Annotated in this window: 12 protein-coding genes; 7 read left to right on the plus strand and 5 right to left on the minus strand. The window is 59.3% G+C overall.

The genetic code is table 11. The features are described from left to right. Positions 1-12: 12 nt before the first annotated feature. Together PspCFBP13509_RS10730 and PspCFBP13509_RS10735 are read right to left on the minus strand one after the other, a co-directional pair. The gene (locus PspCFBP13509_RS10730; RefSeq protein ID WP_242001063.1) at positions 13-2,478 is read right to left on the minus strand and encodes a membrane-targeted effector domain-containing toxin; all 2,466 of its coding nucleotides are present in this window, start codon (positions 2,476-2,478) and stop codon (positions 13-15) included. Positions 2,479-2,592: 114 nt separating this feature from the next. Next, entirely contained in the window at positions 2,593-3,831 is a 1,239-nt protein-coding gene (locus tag PspCFBP13509_RS10735; RefSeq protein ID WP_137212011.1) for an MFS transporter, read from the minus strand. A 318-nt stretch (positions 3,832-4,149) separates the two neighbouring features. On the opposite strand from PspCFBP13509_RS10735, the gene PspCFBP13509_RS10740 reads away from it, so the two are divergent. From PspCFBP13509_RS10740 to PspCFBP13509_RS10750, 3 genes are read left to right on the plus strand one after another with little or no spacing between them, the layout of a single operon-like run. Next, positions 4,150-5,589, plus strand: coding sequence for a cytochrome ubiquinol oxidase subunit I (locus PspCFBP13509_RS10740; RefSeq protein ID WP_027605306.1), 1,440 nt, complete (start codon positions 4,150-4,152; stop codon positions 5,587-5,589). Between the two features lies 1 nt (position 5,590). Beyond that, complete coding sequence (gene cydB, locus PspCFBP13509_RS10745) at positions 5,591-6,598, plus strand: cytochrome d ubiquinol oxidase subunit II (RefSeq protein WP_027605307.1); 1,008 nt, start codon at positions 5,591-5,593, stop codon at positions 6,596-6,598. Positions 6,599-6,610: 12 nt separating this feature from the next. Further along, complete coding sequence (locus tag PspCFBP13509_RS10750) at positions 6,611-6,778, plus strand: DUF2474 domain-containing protein (protein ID WP_010562540.1); 168 nt, start codon at positions 6,611-6,613, stop codon at positions 6,776-6,778. An 82-nt stretch (positions 6,779-6,860) separates the two neighbouring features. On the opposite strand, the gene PspCFBP13509_RS10755 is transcribed toward PspCFBP13509_RS10750, so the two are convergent. Both PspCFBP13509_RS10755 and PspCFBP13509_RS10760 read right to left on the minus strand, forming a co-directional pair. Next, positions 6,861-7,985, minus strand: coding sequence for a methyltransferase (locus PspCFBP13509_RS10755; protein WP_065924169.1), 1,125 nt, complete (start codon positions 7,983-7,985; stop codon positions 6,861-6,863). Positions 7,986-8,146: 161 nt separating this feature from the next. Further along, positions 8,147-8,857, minus strand: coding sequence for a helix-turn-helix transcriptional regulator (locus PspCFBP13509_RS10760; protein ID WP_137212012.1), 711 nt, complete (start codon positions 8,855-8,857; stop codon positions 8,147-8,149). Positions 8,858-9,236: 379 nt separating this feature from the next. On the opposite strand from PspCFBP13509_RS10760, the gene PspCFBP13509_RS10765 reads away from it, so the two are divergent. Beyond that, complete coding sequence (locus PspCFBP13509_RS10765) at positions 9,237-10,013, plus strand: ferredoxin--NADP reductase (RefSeq protein WP_065924171.1); 777 nt, start codon at positions 9,237-9,239, stop codon at positions 10,011-10,013. Positions 10,014-10,059: 46 nt separating this feature from the next. Here PspCFBP13509_RS10765 and mscL read toward each other — a convergent pair whose 3' ends face one another. Further along, positions 10,060-10,476, minus strand: coding sequence for a large-conductance mechanosensitive channel protein MscL (gene mscL, locus PspCFBP13509_RS10770; RefSeq protein WP_053137928.1), 417 nt, complete (start codon positions 10,474-10,476; stop codon positions 10,060-10,062). 287 nt (positions 10,477-10,763) lie between these two features. On the opposite strand from mscL, the gene katB reads away from it, so the two are divergent. From katB to radA, 3 genes are read left to right on the plus strand one after another with little or no spacing between them, the layout of a single operon-like run. Next, a complete protein-coding gene (katB, locus tag PspCFBP13509_RS10775) occupies positions 10,764-12,305 on the plus strand; it encodes a catalase KatB (RefSeq protein ID WP_137212013.1) in 1,542 nt (513 codons plus the stop codon). A gap of 54 nt (positions 12,306-12,359) precedes the next feature. Further along, positions 12,360-12,899 (plus strand): ankyrin repeat domain-containing protein, encoded by a 540-nt coding sequence (locus PspCFBP13509_RS10780; RefSeq protein ID WP_137212014.1) that lies wholly within the window; start codon positions 12,360-12,362, stop codon positions 12,897-12,899. 35 nt (positions 12,900-12,934) lie between these two features. Continuing rightward, positions 12,935-14,302, plus strand: a complete 1,368-nt coding sequence (gene radA, locus PspCFBP13509_RS10785; RefSeq protein WP_053137919.1) for a DNA repair protein RadA — start codon at positions 12,935-12,937, stop codon at positions 14,300-14,302. The last annotated feature ends 5 nt before the right edge of the window (positions 14,303-14,307 follow it).

Below are 14,307 nucleotides of genomic sequence, written 5' to 3' on the forward strand. Positions count from 1 at the left end.
TTATCCAACGGTTTACAGGTCAATGTAGAGTTCTGTCTTGTCTCTGGATTGAATAAGCGAGGGGCCCTTGCCGGGGATTGCATCGTCGACACTAACCCCGGTGGCGCCTGTCAACTGAGATATGCCTCGAATCGCAGGTTCGCCGTCATAGGTGAACACATGGTCGCTGCCGACTCTTGCAACCCATTTGGACTGCGGGTTCGCGGCTTGGTCGTGCTCGATCAGTTTGGTTGCGTAGTAGTTCATGTTTTTGAGACGTGTGGACTTCGGTTCTACTGAAGGCACATCAATCGCTTTGACTCGAACACCATGCGCTCGCATGGTCAACAGAAGCTCTCGATTGGTGTATGCCCCGTGTGTACTGTGGGCGCGGTCAATCAATCGCAAATTCGATCTTAGCGCGGGTGAAAATTCACCGGTTTCGAAAAACCTGTCCAGATCGGGCTGCAACGAATGCTCGAACCCTTCCGAGTACAGTGTGGAGACATTGTTTCTCTCAAACTCGGCTGCATTATCGATCAGCAGTCGCAGACCGGCAGATTGGGAATGGTCTTCGCCAATAATCATGCCGAGGGATTTCTGGTAGACGGTATTGATGACCTCTGACATTGACGCATTGCCCGGGATATCCGAGTGAGCGGGGCGCTCCTTGGTCTTGGCCTTTTTATGGAAGGTGTCAGCGTCCTGCTTCATTCGCTTGTCGATTTTCTCGTTTGTCCGCGACGTTGATGCTTCTCCCTGTGCAGGGTAGTCGTACGCGGCGGGGTCAAAACTTTGCTCCGCCGAACCTCTTGACCACCATGGCCACCTTATTCCTCCCGGTCCGTTGATCGGCTCCCAGGCGCCGTCCTGGGTGGAGTGCACCGTCATCACAGGCTTTCTCGTCTCGGGATCAATAATGCGGGCATACCCGTCACTGAGTTTGAACCTACCGTCGATCTCATAGATACGGCTGATGTCTTCAGCATCGGTCAAACGGATAAACCACCTGTCTGCACCATCACTTCCTTTTACTTGATACATGCCTTTGGCGTTGGCATGAGCCCCCGAGATCAGTTGTTCTCCCTCCACGACGGCGTGGTTGCTGATATCGAGCCACTGTGACGGGCGCAGACGATTGACTTCGTCGGCAGTGGGCCCCGGATCGGGTACGGCGCTGACGGGTTCTTTTATTGGCTGGGTCGCAGGCGTTGCTGACGTGGGGCTGTTCGACTTGAGTGACGGTTTAGACTCGGGCAGGTTTTTCCTCGCGGGGCTGTTCGGTTTCAACGCAAGCCCATCTGCCAGGTCCCTTGTCTCCTGAACAGACAGCGCCTCATTTCGAAGCGCTTTGGCCAGCAGCGAAGACAGCATTCTGGCTTGGCCATAGGCAGGGATGAATCCCTGTGCGAAATCACCGACGTTTTTGAGCTCTGCGTCCAGCGTCGACTTGTCGAGACCGAATACCTTGCCAAGCTGATTGTTTGTATTCAAGTCAACCAACAGAGCACTGAATGGGTTGTCCAGGTAGCGCTCTACGGTGTCTGCGGTGGTTTTATTCACACCGAATACTTGCAAGGCATCCGCGATACCTGCAGAGGGATGCTCAAGGTGTTTGAGAAACTCCTCGTAGAATCCCCGGAGATCGTTTGCTCCGACATTTTCAGCCGCTTCGTTCTGGACTTTGTACTTGAACTCGCCGAATGTGATTGGCACCAGTGGCTTGTGACTGTTCAAGCCATCTTTCACAAAATAGAAGTTGTGCTGTTTGTCTTGGCCCAGAAGGTTTCCGTAGGCGTCATAGGTAAACAAGACTGTTTCTCCGTCGGGTCGCTGCCCGGAATAAAGCAGTCGTCCGCTCGGTGAAGAGCTTTCCTCTTTAATATTCGTCAAGCCATTGACCGCAGTGGGCGGCGCAGTGGGGCCTTTATCCAGACGCCCGAAGATATTGTCGCCTTCATTGGCATAGGGGCCGACGATGGCGTTGATATCATTGTTTCTGAACCGAATCAGTGTATCGATAACCCGTGTTTTTTTTTCGGATGACTCACCGCCCGCAAAATGCTGGCTGAAGGACTCCAGTCGCTTGGGCTCGTTGGCCTGGGTTTTCACCCATGCGTTCATTTCTTCGGTGGTTGTGAATGAGTGAAGTGAACGACCTTCCTTTTCTGGAACAAATAGCACGATATTCGGCTCGTCAGGCACAGCCGGAACACGCTGAATAAATATGATGTCCCTGGCTTGGATGCCATCCACGGCAAAGGTCTTGACTTGCACTTGAGGGCTGTTTTTTTTACCCGGCCACATCACGGCATCGGCTATTTGGCTGACCTCTGGACTCATGTATCCGCTGTTCAGATCCTTTGCGACGCTTGTCGTGAACCGATCCTTGGCGTTCATCAGGATGTAGTTGTCGTTGGGTGTGTTCCAGGAGGCAGTCGGGAATAGGTGGGGGGTCGTCATCCCGATGGGGACGCTGGCATTATTCACGTTGTTCATCAACTGAGGGCCCGTCGAAAGGTATTTGGTTAGCACCGGATTATTCCAGTAATGTTGTAACCCTTACGTGACCCCAACTTAAGAACGCGTTCCATCTTCGGCCTGCATCCGTGCCTAAGTGCTTTTCTCTTCCTCCGGCACATGCATACGATCCCGATTCGCCAGGGTCGGGAACAGTTTGATCCACACCCCGGTCACCACCAGCGTACCGATCCCGCCCATGACCACGGCGGGCACGGTGCCGAACCAATGGGCGGTAATCCCCGATTCGAACTCGCCCAATTGGTTGGACGCGCCGATAAACAGACCATTGACCGCACTGACCCGCCCGCGCATTTCATCCGGCGTCTCCAACTGCACGAAGGACGCACGGATCACCATGCTGATCATGTCCGCCGCGCCCAGCACCACCAGCACCGCCAGGGAAAACCAGAACGAGGTGGACATGCCGAAGGCGATGGTTGCCACGCCGAATACGCCGACGGCGGTGAACATCACCCGGCCCACCTGCCGATCTACCGAAAAGCGCGCCAGCCACAACGACATCAACAACGCGCCCACCGCCGGCGCCGAGCGCAACAGGCCCAGGCCCCAGGCGCCGGTCAGCAGGATGTCCTTGGCGAACACCGGCAGCAACGCGGTGGCGCCGCCCAGCAGCACGGCGAACAGGTCGAGGGAAATCGCCCCGAGGATGTCCGGGCGGCTGCGGATAAAGCGGATGCCGGCCAGCAGTGAATCGAGGGTGGCCTTGCCTTTGTTGAGTGGGGTCTGGCGGGCGGGCAGGTTGAGGGTCAGCACGCAGGCGATGAGGTACAGCGCCACTGTTGGGCCATACACCCAGACGCTGCCGAAGGCGTATAGCAAACCACCGAGGGCCGGGGCGACGATGGTTGCCAGTTGCTGGGCCGACTGTGACGAGGCCACCGCACGCGGGAACAGCGCACTGGGCACGATGCTCGGCAGCAGGGCCTGGGTGGTGGGCATTTCAAACGAGCGCGCGGCGCCGAGCAGGAAGGCGAGGATAAAGATCATCTCGCGGGTCACGTTGCCGGTGAGGCCGCCGATGGCCAGGGAAAGGGCAATCAGCGCCTGCACGGTCTGGCAGATGGCCGCGACTTTGCGTCGCTCATAGCGGTCGGCCACATGCCCGGTGTGCAGCATGAACAGCACGCGCGGCACGAACTCCACCAGACCGACCAGCCCCAGGTCGAGCACGTTGCCGGTGAGTTGGTAGAGGTTCCAACCAATGGCCACGGTAAGCATCTGGAAGCCGCTGGCGGTGAAGATCCGTGCCAGCCAGAACGCAATGAAAGGGCGGTGGTGACGTAACAGCAACGTGGGTTCACTGGGCATCGGAAATTCAGGTCAAGGCCGGAGGGAAGGGGCAGATTAGCATCAAGCTGTAACAATTAGTTGCGAGAAGAAGGCTGAGGCAAGCTGTCACGCGGCAAAAGACCACACAGGCCAGCCGTGAAAATGGGACTACTCTTTTCACTGTGATTGACCCAGATCAAAGTCATTTCAGAATTTGTTCTGGTGGCCGCAAGGCCCGATTCCCTACGTGGCTGGTTAAAAAAAGAAACGAATTGAAATTCGCCAGACTCCATATCCGTGGGGGCAGTGGGTGCAGGCTCCCGCCAGCAGCCGGTATTACCTGACAGAGGAAGACTTATGTTCGGTTTGGAGGCGCTAGATCTCGCCCGAATTCAGTTCGCGTTCACCATCTCATTCCACATCCTGTTCCCGGCGATCACCATCGGCCTGGCCAGTTACCTCGCGGTGCTGGAAGGCTTGTGGCTCAAGACCCACAACGATACTTACCGTGACCTCTACCATTTCTGGTCGAAGATCTTTGCCGTCAACTTCGGCATGGGCGTGGTCTCCGGTTTGGTCATGGCCTACCAGTTCGGCACCAACTGGAGCCGCTTCTCGGACTTCGCCGGCGCCGTGACCGGGCCGCTCCTGACGTACGAAGTGCTTACGGCCTTCTTCCTGGAAGCCGGTTTCCTCGGCGTGATGCTGTTCGGCTGGAACAAGGTGGGGCGCAAGCTGCACTTCTTCTCCACCGTGATGGTGGCCGTCGGTACGTTGATCTCGACCTTCTGGATCCTGGCGTCCAACAGCTGGATGCAGACGCCGCAAGGCTTTGAAATCATCGACGGCCGCGTGATTCCTACCGATTGGCTGGCGGTGATCTTCAACCCGTCGTTCCCTTACCGCCTGATGCACATGGCGACGGCGGCGTTCGTGGCCACCGCGTTCTTCGTCGGCTCCTCGGCGGCCTGGCACTTGCTGCGCGGCAAGGACAACCCGGCGATCCGCAAAATGTTGTCGATGGCGATGTGGATGGCCCTGATCGTGGCGCCTATCCAGGCGGTGATCGGCGACTTCCATGGCCTCAACACCCTCGAGCACCAGCCGGCGAAAATTGCCGCGATTGAAGGCCACTGGGAAAACAAAGGCAATGAGCCAACGCCGCTGATCCTGTTTGGCTGGCCGGACATGAAGGCCGAAAAAACCAAGTATGCGGTGGAGATTCCGTACCTGGGCAGCCTGATCCTGACCCACTCCCTGGACAAACAGGTGCCAGCGCTCAAGGAATTCCCGCCGGAAGACCGGCCGAATTCGACCATCGTATTCTGGTCGTTCCGGGTCATGGTCGGCCTGGGGTTCCTGATGATCTTCACCGGCCTGTTCAGCCTCTGGCTGCGCCGGGGCGACAAGATGTACACGTCCAGGCCGTTCCTGTACCTGGCGCTGTGGATGGGGCCGTCTGGCCTGATCGCGATTCTCGCCGGTTGGTTCACCACTGAAATCGGCCGCCAGCCGTGGGTGGTCTACGGGTTGATGCGCACGGCGGATGCTTCTTCCGGGCATAGCCTGGCGCAGATGACGATTACCCTGGTGTTGTTCGTGGTGGTGTACTTCGCGCTGTTCGGCGCCGGCCTGGGCTACATGATGCGCCTGGTGCGCAAAGGCCCGGTGACCCACGAAGGCACGGAACCGACCCACGGTGGCCCTGGCCAGAAACGCACACCGGCCCGTCCGTTGTCCGCCGCCGATGATGGCAGCGATGACGACCACGCCCACATCCAGCACAAGGGGAATTGAGATGGGTATTGATCTTCCGCTGATCTGGGCCGTGATCATCATCTTCGGCATCATGATGTACGTGGTCATGGACGGCTTCGACCTGGGCATCGGCATCCTCTTCCCGTTTATCCCGGGCAAGACCGACCGTGACGTGATGATGAACACCGTGGCCCCGGTCTGGGACGGTAACGAAACCTGGCTGGTGCTGGGCGGCGCGGCGTTGTTCGGCGCGTTCCCGCTGGCCTATTCGGTGGTGTTGTCGGCGCTGTACCTGCCGCTGATCCTGATGCTGGTGGGGCTGATCTTTCGTGGCGTGGCTTTCGAGTTCCGCTTCAAGGCCAAGGACCACAAGCGTCACCTGTGGGACAAGGCGTTTATCGGCGGTTCGCTGGCGGCCACGTTCTTCCAGGGCGTGGCGCTGGGGGCGTTTATCGACGGGATCCCGGTGGTCAATCGCCAGTTTGCCGGCGGCTCGCTGGACTGGCTCACGCCGTTCACGATGTTCTGCGGCGTGGCGCTGATCGTGGCCTATGCCTTGCTGGGTTGCACCTGGCTGATCATGAAAACCGAAGGCCCGTTGCAGGAGAAGATGCACAACCTGGCGCGGCCATTGGCCTTCGTGGTGTTGGCCGTGATCGGCATCGTGAGTCTCTGGACGCCGCTGTCGCACCCGGAAATCGCCTCGCGCTGGTTCACCCTGCCGAACCTGTTCTGGTTCCTGCCGGTACCGATCCTGGTGCTGGTGACCATGTACGGGTTGATCCGCGCCGTGGCGCGGAATGCCCACTACACGCCGTTCCTGCTGACGCTGGTGCTGATCTTCCTCGGCTACAGCGGCCTGGGGATCAGCCTGTGGCCGAACATCATCCCGCCATCCGTGTCGATCTGGGATGCCGCTGCGCCGCCGCAGAGCCAAGGCTTCATGCTGGTGGGCACCTTGTTCATCATTCCGTTCATCCTGGGCTACACCTTCTGGAGCTACTACGTGTTCCGCGGCAAGGTCACCCACGAAGACGGCTATCACTAGGAGGGTCGTTGCATGTCCGGCAAACCTACGTTGCACGAGATTGAACAGGCCGAGAAACAGCCGCTGTGGCGGCGCCTCGGCTGGCTGGCGATGATCTGGACCGGCAGTGTGCTGGCCCTGTTCGTGGTGGCCAGCCTGATGCGCATGTTCATGAATGCGGCCGGCCTGACCACCCACTGACATCCCGATCCGGGCTTCGCGGCCCGCTGCCTGTTAACTTGAGGGCAAGCCCTGCTCTTCTTTTGGAAGGGCAGGGCTTTTTTTATTTGCGCGCTTTGAGAATCACGAACTTGGGCGTGGCAGCGACCTGCTCTACGCCACGGAACAAGCGCGCCAACTTGCTGTGATAACCCAGGTGACGGTTGCCGACGATATACAGGGCGCCGCCGACCACCAATGCCTCCCGCGCCTGCTGGAACATACGCCAGGCGAGGAAGTCGCCGACCACCTGCTGCTGGTGGAACGGCGGGTTGCACAGCACAACGTCGAGGGAGTCCGGCTCCTGGCCGGCCAGGCCGTCGCCGGCGCGTACTGTCACCTCCCGATCGCCGAGGGCGGCGTGCCAGTTCTCAAGGGCCGATTGCACGGCCATATAGGACTCGTCCACCAAGGTGTACTGGGCGTCGGGGTTTTGCAGGGCGCTGGCAATCGCCAATACCCCGTTGCCGCAACCCAGGTCCGCCACGCGGGCACTGCCCAGGTTGTCGGGCAGGTGCGGCAGGAAGGCGCGGGTGCCGATGTCCAGGCCTTCACGGCAGAACACGTTGGCATGGTTGAGCAGTTCGATAGCCGGCGCGTCCAGGGTGTAGCGCGTCGGATAGGGCGAGACCGCCGTGGGGCGGTCGGCCAGTGTCGCGATCAGCAACCGCGCCTTCTTCACCGCCAGGGAGGCGTGCATCGGCCCGATATAGCGCTCCAGCAACTCACCGGCCGCCCGGGGCAGGTGCTTGACCATCGCTGCGGCGATCACTTCGGCACCCGGCGCCAGTTGGCCTTGCAGGCGGATCAGTTGTTCTTCCAGCAATGCCAGGGTCTTGGGGACGCGGATCAGCACCCGGTCGAACGGCCCGCTGGGCACCTCGCTGGCGGGGATGAACGGCACGGCGTCAAAGGCCTTGCCATTGCGCACCAGGTTTTTATCCAGGCCCAGGGCGGCCAGGAACGAGTCGCCGCTGGAGGTCACCTGCACCCGGCCTTCCAGGCTCGCAGCCAGGGCGCCGAAGCTGTCATTGAGCACCAGCACGCGGGTCGCAGCGCTCGGTTGCTGTTCAGCCAGGTAGCTGAGCAGGTACTCGTCGGCGGCGTCGAAGGCTTGCAGCGGATCGTTATGTTGCTCTGGCTGGCGGATCAGATCGAGCTGGGCGAAGGGGCTGTCGAGCAGGGGCATGGCGAGGGAGGCTCTGGGTCATCGATGGGTGTTCGGCAGTCGGCTGCGGAACCGTCTGAGTGAACAGCGGGCGGCACCCCGTGGGGACAGCCCAGCACTCAGAATGGGTCGTAAATGTTACTTTTTTTCCTGAGGGATTACATGCGGTGTTTCAACGCTGATTAAAACAACCCCGCTTTCGAAGCGCAGAGCACGGCGGCGATCTTGTTGTTGACTCCCAGCTTTTTGAAGCAACTGCAGATATGAAAGCCCACCGTACGTTCGGACAGGCACAGGATGGCGGCAATGTCCGCGGCGGTCTTGCCCATGGCTGACCACTTGAGGATTTCGGTTTCGCGCGGGGTTAATTTGCTTGCAGGGTTAATGCTGGGCTTGTGTGCGTAAGTCTTCGCGACGACCGCATGCATCGCATGGCACAGCCACAGCACCTGGCCGGCTTTTTCATAAAGCTCCTGCGGGGTCACTTCACCTGCACTGCGACCAAGGGTCAGCATGCTGAACACACCCTGGAAATCATGCACGGCTTGGGTCCATCCCAAATGCACACCAAAAGATTGGGCTAAAGACCATAAACTTGGTGAGTCTTTAAAGGTTTTTTCCTCCCAGACAAGGGGCAGTACACAACGTTTGCAATGTTCCACCACGGGATCAGCTTCAAAGAAGTGGGCCTGGTTATACAGTTTGTTCCACTCATCGGGATAGTTGTTGAGGCGAATAGGCTTCGTTTGGTTGTTAGGTAGTTGAGAACTCATCGTAAAAGAACAGTATTGGAAGCCAAGTGCGTAGGTGTGGTTGACAGCCATCTCGAAAAGAGTCGTAACCTCGCTCTCGCCTTCCAGTTTGGGAAGTCGGGTATTGCGCCAGTTGACCATTGGTAACTCTCCATGGGTTTCCGCATGACATGGGATACGTCCTGAACTCCCACTGCACGGAAATTAGTGTAGGACATGAGCTACATCGCGAGATGAAATTTTCGCTCTTGCAGGGCAGCGTTTAAGAAATTTTCTCTAAGGTTGCGGCGGGCTTAGCTAGGGGCTTAGTTGTTTTTTTCGATTTTTTAGTCAGTTGAAGCACCTGTAGCAGCTCAACTTAGAGCGCGCTTGTAGCGCTGATAAAGGGGCTAATAGCAAATTGATCAGAGTTGATATTAGGTTGCCATTATTTTGTGCCTATATAATGCCACTACCAACCAGAGGTGTTTCCGGGCTCGAGTTTGAGGGACACTAGGGCACCTGTAGAACGGAGTCCCCCATGACGGCCAGTGCTGAGAAATTTACCCGCCAGACCTTGCTCGATGTGCAATCCCTGACCCCCAGCCTGTTTACCCTGCGAACCACCCGTGACCCAGGGTTCCGGTTTACCGCCGGCCAGTTCGTGCGCCTGGGGGTCAGCAAGGCGGATGGCAGCACGGTGTGGCGCGCGTATTCCGTGGTGTCCTCGCCGTTTGATGAATACTTGGACTTCTTCTCGATTGTTGTCCCAGGCGGCGAATTCACCAGTGAGCTCAGCCGATTGCGGGTGGGCGATACCTTGATGGTGGAGCGCCAGGCTACCGGGTTCCTGACCCTGAACCGTTTCGTCGATGGCCGTGACTTGTGGATGTTAGGCACCGGCACCGGGGTGGCACCGTTTTTGTCGATCCTGCAGGACTTCGAAGTCTGGGAGAAATTCGAGCGCATCCTCCTGGTATACAGCGCGCGGGAAGCCCGGGAGCTGGCGTACCAGTCGCTGATCAAAGGGTTGGGCGAGCGGGAGTACCTGGCAGAATATGCGCACAAACTGACCTACATCCCCATCGTGACCCGAGAGGATTATCCGGGGGCGTTGAGTGGGCGTATTACCACCTCGATCGAAAACGGAGAATTGGAGCGTGCTGCCGGCGTCGAGCTGACCCCGGAACATTCCCGCGTGCTGATTTGCGGCAACCCGCAGATGGTGGATGACACTCGCCAGTTGCTCAAGCAGCGCGACATGCAACTGAGCCTTAGCCGCCGGCCAGGGCAGGTGGCAGTGGAAAACTACTGGTAATGAAAAGGCGCCTCAAGGAGGCGCCTTTTTTCCAAGCCGGTCCGGGTTAAAGCGGCTTGTCGTTCTGCGCCTTGAGCAGGTCGCGAATCTCGCCCAGCAGCACTTCTTCCTTGCTCGGTGTCGGTGGCAGGCTAGGCGCTACGGCTTCTTCGCGCTTGAGGCGGTTGATGGCCTTGACGCCCATGAAGATCGCGAACGCGACGATCACAAAGTCGATCACGCTCTGGATGAACTTGCCGTACGCCAGCACCACGGCAGGCACATCGCCCTGTGCCGCCTTGAGCGTAATCGCCAGGTCACCAAAGTCCACGCCACCGATCAATAGACCAATGGGCGGCATCACCACATCGCCTACAAACGAGGAAACAATTTTGCCGAAGGCGGCGCCGATGATGATACCGACGGCCATGTCGACCACATTACCTTTGACCGCGAAGGCCTTGAACTCACTGATCACGCCCATAGGTTATTCCTTGTTACAGATGAGAAGGGTGCCGCTCAGTGTAAGTCAGTCGTAACCGGCTTGCCTGATACAGCTGCTAACACTGTCAGTTTTTATCGACACATTAAATCGCAAATAGTTTGCAAAGTGCCACCAATCGCGCGCGAAATACCCGCTATTTCAGCGGCTTACCACATTATTTTCTCAATCGACCTGGTGGTCTTTTTCTATTTATCTTCTGACTCGCGGGTCACTAGCCTCTGGCAAGCACAACTGAATGTGCATTAAAAAAACCAGAGGAAACCTTGATGAAGAATCCAATCAATCGCGGCCCGGTATTGGCGCGTCATGTGCTGGTACTGGCGACCGCCAGCCTGCTTTCCCTCTCTGTACAAGCCGCCAACCTGACCCGTGACAACGGTGCCGCCGTCGGCGACAACCAGAACTCGCAAACCGCCGGCGCCAATGGCCCGGTGCTGCTTCAGGACGTGCAACTGATCCAGAAACTGCAGCGCTTCGACCGTGAGCGCATCCCCGAGCGCGTGGTGCATGCCCGTGGCACCGGCGCCCATGGCACCTTCACCGTCACCGATAACCTCAGTGACCTGACCAAGGCCAAGGTCTTCGCTGCTGGCGAAACCACCCCGGTGTTCGTGCGCTTCTCCGCCGTGGTGCATGGCAACCACTCCCCGGAAACCCTGCGTGACCCGCGCGGCTTCGCCACCAAGTTCTATACCGCCGATGGCAACTGGGACTTGGTGGGTAATAACTTCCCGACGTTCTTTATCCGCGATGCCATCAAGTTCCCCGATATGGTCCACGCCTTCAAGCCGGACCCGCGCACTAACCTGGATGATGACTCCCGTCGCTTCGACTTCTTCTCCCATGTTCCCGAGGCCACTCGCACACTTACCGAGTTGTATTCCGACTCCGGTACTCCGGCCAGTTATCGGGAAATGGACGGCAATGGCGTACATGCCTACAAGTTGATCAACGCCAAGGGTGAAGTGCACTACGTCAAGTTCCACTGGAAGAGCCTGCAAGGCATAAAGAACCTCGATCCCAAGCAAGTTAGCGAAGTGCAGGGGCGTGACTACAGCCATATGACCAACGACTTGGTCACCCATATCAACAAGGGCGACTTCCCCAAGTGGGACTTGTATGTGCAGGTACTCAAGCCGGAAGACTTGGCCAAGTTTGATTTCGACCCGCTGGACGCCACCAAGATCTGGCCGAATGTGCCCGAGCGCAAAGTCGGGCAGATGGTGCTGAACCGCAACCCGGCGAATGTCTTCCAGGAAACCGAGCAAGTGGCCATGGCCCCGGCCAACCTGGTACCGGGCATCGAGCCGTCGGAAGACCGCCTGCTGCAAGGCCGGGTGTTCTCGTATGCCGACACGCAGATGTATCGCCTGGGCGCCAATGCCCTGCAGCTGCCGATCAACGCCCCACGGGTCACCGTCAACAACGGTAACCAGGACGGCGCGCTGAACTTCGGCAAGACCACCAGTGGCGTGAACTACCAGCCAAGCCGCCTGGAAAACCGTGAAGAGCCGCAAACCGCGCGCTACAGCCAGACGGCGCTGTCGGGCAGCACCCAGCAGGCGAAGATCCAGCGTGAGCAGAACTTCAAGCAGGCCGGCGATCTGTATCGCTCCTACAGCAAGAAAGAGCGCCAGGACTTGATCGACAATTTCGGCGGCTCACTGGCCACTACCGATGACGAGAGCAAGCACATCATCCTGTCGTTCCTCTACAAGGCCGATCCGGAATACGGCACCGGCGTGGCCAAGGTCGCCAAGGGTGACCTGGCACGCGTGAAGGCGCTGGCCGAAAAACTCACTGACTGACGTTGGTTTCGGTCGACGCCCTCCCGGGCGTCGACCTCTGGCAGGAGAGAACCCATGCGTATTTCTATCGGCTTACTGATGGCCATGCTGGCTTTTGTCGCCCATGCCGAGTCGCCCGACCCGGTCGCACTCAAGGCGCAGCTCCAGGATTATTACTTCGACGCCGCCCGCCGTGGCGACCTCGACATGCTCAACACCTTTATCGAGTCCGGCTTCCCCCTCAACACCCAGGACGACAAGGGCTACACCGCGCTGATCCTCGCTGCTTACCATGGCGAAAGTACCTACGTGGAGCGTTTGCTCGCCGCCGGCGCCGACGCCTGTGTGCAGGACAAGCGCGGCAACACCGCGTTGATGGGCGCGATCTTCAAGGGCGAATTGAAAATCGCCCAGCGCCTGCTGGCCACCGACTGCAACCCCGACCAGCGTAACGGTGCCGGTCAGACGGCGGCCATGTATGCCGGGCTGTTCAAGCGCATCGAGTTGCTCGACGAACTCAAGGCCAAGGGCGCCGATCTCAACGCCGAAGACCCGGTCGGCAATAGTGCTTCACGATTGGCCAGCGGTGAAATCCGGACCCCGTCGTCGCGCTGAGCTATCATCGCGGTTTTTCGGTTGGAGGTTCTCAAATGGCAAAGGCCAAGCGCATGTACGGCTGCACGGAGTGCGGCGCGACCTTTCCCAAGTGGGCCGGCCAATGCACCGAGTGTGGTGCGTGGAATACCCTGACTGAAACCATGATCGAAAGCGGCGGCGCCGCTGCCCCTACCGGGCGTGCCGGTTGGACCGGGCAGCAGGCGCAGATCAAGACCCTGGCCGAAGTCAGCGTCGAAGAGATCCCGCGTTTCTCGACGGCTTCCGGTGAGCTGGATCGGGTTCTGGGTGGCGGCCTGGTGGACGGCTCGGTGGTGTTGATCGGCGGCGACCCCGGCATCGGCAAGTCGACGATCCTTCTGCAAACCCTGTGCAGCATCGCCAGCCGCATGCCGGCGCTGTACGTCACCGGCGAAGAATCCCAGCAACAGGTGGCCATGCGCGCGCGCCGCCTCGGCTTGCCCCAGGACCAACTGCGGGTCATGACCGAAACCTGCATCGAAAGCATCATCGCCACGGCCCGGATCGAAAAACCCAAGGTCATGGTGATCGACTCGATCCAGACGATTTTCACCGAGCAATTGCAGTCGGCGCCGGGCGGCGTGTCCCAGGTGCGCGAGAGTGCGGCGTTGCTGGTGCGCTACGCCAAGCAGAGCGGCACGGCGATCTTCCTGGTCGGCCACGTCACCAAAGAGGGCGCGCTGGCCGGGCCACGGGTGTTGGAGCATATGGTCGACACCGTGCTGTATTTCGAAGGCGAGTCCGATGGCCGCTTGCGCTTGCTGCGGGCGGTGAAGAACCGCTTCGGCGCGGTGAACGAACTGGGTGTGTTCGCCATGACTGACCGGGGGCTGAAGGAAGTCTCCAACCCCTCGGCGATTTTCCTGACCCGCGCCCAGGAAGAAGTCCCAGGCAGCGTGGTCATGGCGACGTGGGAAGGCACCCGGCCGATGCTGGTGGAAGTCCAGGCGCTGGTGGATGACAGCCATCTGGCCAACCCGCGCCGCGTTACGCTGGGCCTGGATCAGAACCGCCTGGCGATGCTGCTGGCGGTGCTGCACCGTCACGGCGGCATCCCGACCCACGACCAGGACGTGTTCCTCAACGTGGTCGGCGGGGTCAAGGTGCTGGAAACCGCGTCCGACCTGGCGTTGATGGCGGCAGTGATGTCCAGCCTGCGCAACCGGCCATTGCCCCACGACCTGCTGGTGTTCGGTGAGGTGGGCCTGTCGGGCGAAGTGCGCCCGGTGCCCAGCGGCCAGGAACGCTTGAAGGAAGCGGCCAAGCATGGCTTCAAACGCGCGATCGTGCCCAAGGGCAATGCGCCGAAGGAAATGCCGCCAGGATTGCAGGTAATTGGAGTCACGCGCCTGGAGCAGGCGTTGGATGCACTTTTCGAATAATTCAG

Origin of the sequence: Pseudomonas sp. CFBP13509 (assembly GCF_005233485.1) — a bacterium.
GTDB classification, from domain to species: Bacteria; Pseudomonadota; Gammaproteobacteria; order Pseudomonadales; family Pseudomonadaceae; genus Aquipseudomonas; species Aquipseudomonas marginalis.